Annotated in this window: 2 protein-coding genes; one reads left to right on the top strand and one right to left on the bottom strand. The window is 63.4% G+C overall.

Annotated features, from left to right (window positions below; translation table 11 throughout):
* Positions 1-203: 203 nt before the first annotated feature.
* Positions 204-1,826 carry an ABC-F family ATP-binding cassette domain-containing protein gene (locus EOB59_RS34400; protein ID WP_127267001.1) on the top strand — a complete coding sequence of 541 codons (1,623 nt, stop codon included), beginning with the start codon at positions 204-206 and terminating at the stop codon, positions 1,824-1,826.
* A gap of 72 nt (positions 1,827-1,898) precedes the next feature.
* Here EOB59_RS34400 and EOB59_RS34395 read toward each other — a convergent pair whose 3' ends face one another.
* On the bottom strand, positions 1,899-2,339 hold the full coding sequence (locus EOB59_RS34395; protein WP_128290270.1) for a hypothetical protein: 441 nt from the start codon (positions 2,337-2,339) through the stop codon (positions 1,899-1,901).
* Positions 2,340-2,483: the final 144 nt, after the last annotated feature.

Here is a 2,483-nt window from a genome sequence, read left to right as displayed (position 1 = left end):
TGTTCCAGGGAACACTAACGTCTCATTCCGCTGGAACACCCCTCATCCGTCTCGGCGCTGACGCGCCGATCCACCTTCCCCCACAAGGGGGGAAGGCAAGGGCGTTCCGCTGTATGCGGCGCTTGCGCCTCTTCCTTTGCGGCCATCCTTCGCGTAAGGCGCCGGGCAAATCCTTTCGCGCAAGCATATAGCCCGGACACCGCATGATCAGACTTGAAAGCATCAGCAAGCAGAACGGCCGTCAGCTTGTCTTCATCGAAGCGTCGGCGTCCCTGCAGAAGGGCGAGAAGGTCGGCCTCGTCGGGCCGAACGGCGCCGGCAAGACGACACTGTTTCGCATGATCACCGGCCAGGAGCAGCCCGACGAAGGCCAGGTGCAGGTCGATCGCGGCGTGACCATCGGCTATTTCAGTCAGGATGTGGGCGACATGGAAGGCCACAGCGCTGTCGCCGAAGTGATGAACGGCGCCGGGCCGGTGTCCGAAGTCGCGGCCGAAATGGCAGCCCTCGAGGCGGCCATGGCCGATCCTGACCAGGCCGACCAGATGGACGAAATCATCGAAAAATATGGCGAGGCGCAGCACCGCTTCGAGGAACTCGACGGTTATGCGCTGGATGGCCGTGCGCGGGAAGTGCTGGACGGTCTCGGCTTTTCGCAGGAGATGATGGACGGCGATGTCGGAAAGCTTTCCGGCGGCTGGAAGATGCGCGTGGCGCTGGCCCGCATCCTGCTGATGCGGCCCGACGCCATGTTGCTCGATGAGCCATCGAACCATCTCGACCTGGAGAGCCTGATCTGGCTGGAATCCTTCCTGAAAAACTATGACGGCGCGCTGCTGATGACCTCGCACGATCGCGAGTTCATGAACCGCATCGTCAACAAGGTGGTCGAGATCGACGCCGGTTCGCTGACCGCCTATTCCGGAAACTACGAATTCTACCAGCAGCAGCGGGCGATCGCCGACAAGCAGCAGCAGGCACAGTTCGAGCGCCAGCAGGCAATGCTGGCCAAGGAGATTGCCTTCATCGAGCGCTTCAAGGCGCGCGCCTCGCATGCCGCGCAGGTGCAGAGCCGGGTGAAGAAGCTGGACAAGATCGACCGCGTCGAGCCGCCGAAGCGCCGCCAGACCGTGTCCTTCGATTTCCTGCCGGCGCCGCGCTGCGGCGAGGATGTCGTGACGCTCAAGAACGTCCACAAGGGCTATGGCAGCCGCTCCATCTATGAGGGGCTCGACTTCCAGGTCCGCCGCCGCGAGCGCTGGTGCATCATGGGCGTCAACGGCGCCGGCAAATCGACGCTTCTGAAGCTGGTCGCCGGCGCTTCCGAGCCCGACACCGGCACGGTCGCGCGGGGCCCAAGTGTCAAGATGGGTTATTTCGCCCAGCACGCCATGGAGGTGCTGGAAGGCGAGCGCACCGTGTTCCAGACACTGGAGGACGCGTTCCCCCAGGCCGGCCAGGCGCCGCTGCGGGCACTCGCCGGCTGCTTCGGCTTTTCCGGCGACGAGATCGAGAAGAAGTGCCGCGTGCTGTCAGGCGGTGAGAAGGCGCGGCTGGTGATGGCGCTGATGCTGTTCGACCCGCCCAACCTTCTGGTGCTGGACGAGCCGACCAACCATCTCGACATCGCCACCAAGGAGATGCTGATCACCGCACTGTCGCAGTATGAAGGCACCATGCTGTTCGTCTCGCACGACCGGCATTTTCTGGCGGCGCTTTCCAACCGCGTGCTGGAACTGACGCCCGAAGGCATCCACACCTATGGCGGCGGCTATACGGAATATGTCGAGCGCACCGGCCAGGAGGCGCCGGGGCTCAGGAGCTAGGTAAATGATAAGGGCGGCGTCGGCTCGAAGCCGGCACCGCCCTTTGAATATGGTCCGGCTGGAATGACGGCCTTACTCGAACGAGATGGCCATGCCGCTGAGGTCGGCGTTGACCTGCAGGCCGACTTGCTTGCCCGTGAGTTCGAGTTGGGCGCCCTTGTCATTGGTCATGATGATCACCTGGGCTCCCTTGCCGATCGTGCCGCCGCCGCCGGCTGCTCCGTAGACCCCGGTCACGTCGCGGGCGCGGCGGATATGGCGAACCGTGCCGCGAAAATATGTCTTGGACACGCCGAAAGCCAGGCCTCCGGATACTGCACCGATCGAGATCGGGTAGCTCTTGCCACGGAAGGTGAAGGTGCCCTTGCCGCCGGAGCCGCCGACGAAAAACGCCGCCTTGTAGACGGCGAAGCGGATCGTGCCGCTGTCGGCATGCGCGGCGCTGGCAAAGCCGATGCTCGCGGTGGCGATGGCGGCAACCGCGATGGAACGAAATCCGGATGAAATCTTCATGGTGAGAACTCCTCAATATCGCCGCTTTGCCGGCCGGGATGTCTGGGTGGGATCAAAGTTACAACTGAACAGTCTCGCCCGTGATTTGGTTCCAGGCCCCGTGATTTGGTTCCAGGGTTCGAATCCGGCTGCGGGAAAGGCCGG

Origin of the sequence: Mesorhizobium sp. M7A.F.Ca.MR.176.00.0.0 (genome assembly GCF_004023165.1) — a bacterium.
Taxonomy (GTDB): domain Bacteria; phylum Pseudomonadota; class Alphaproteobacteria; order Rhizobiales; family Rhizobiaceae; genus Mesorhizobium.
This window is presented reverse-complemented; position numbering and strand designations above follow the sequence as displayed.

What these genes read in the sequence shown, in the direction of transcription:
- EOB59_RS34400 (WP_127267001.1), top strand. Translation starts at nt 204, where the DNA reads ATGATCAGACTTGAAAGCATCAGCAAGCAGAACGGCCGTCAGCTTGTC.
- EOB59_RS34395 (WP_128290270.1), bottom strand. Translation starts at nt 2,339, where the DNA reads ATGAAGATTTCATCCGGATTTCGTTCCATCGCGGTTGCCGCCATCGCC.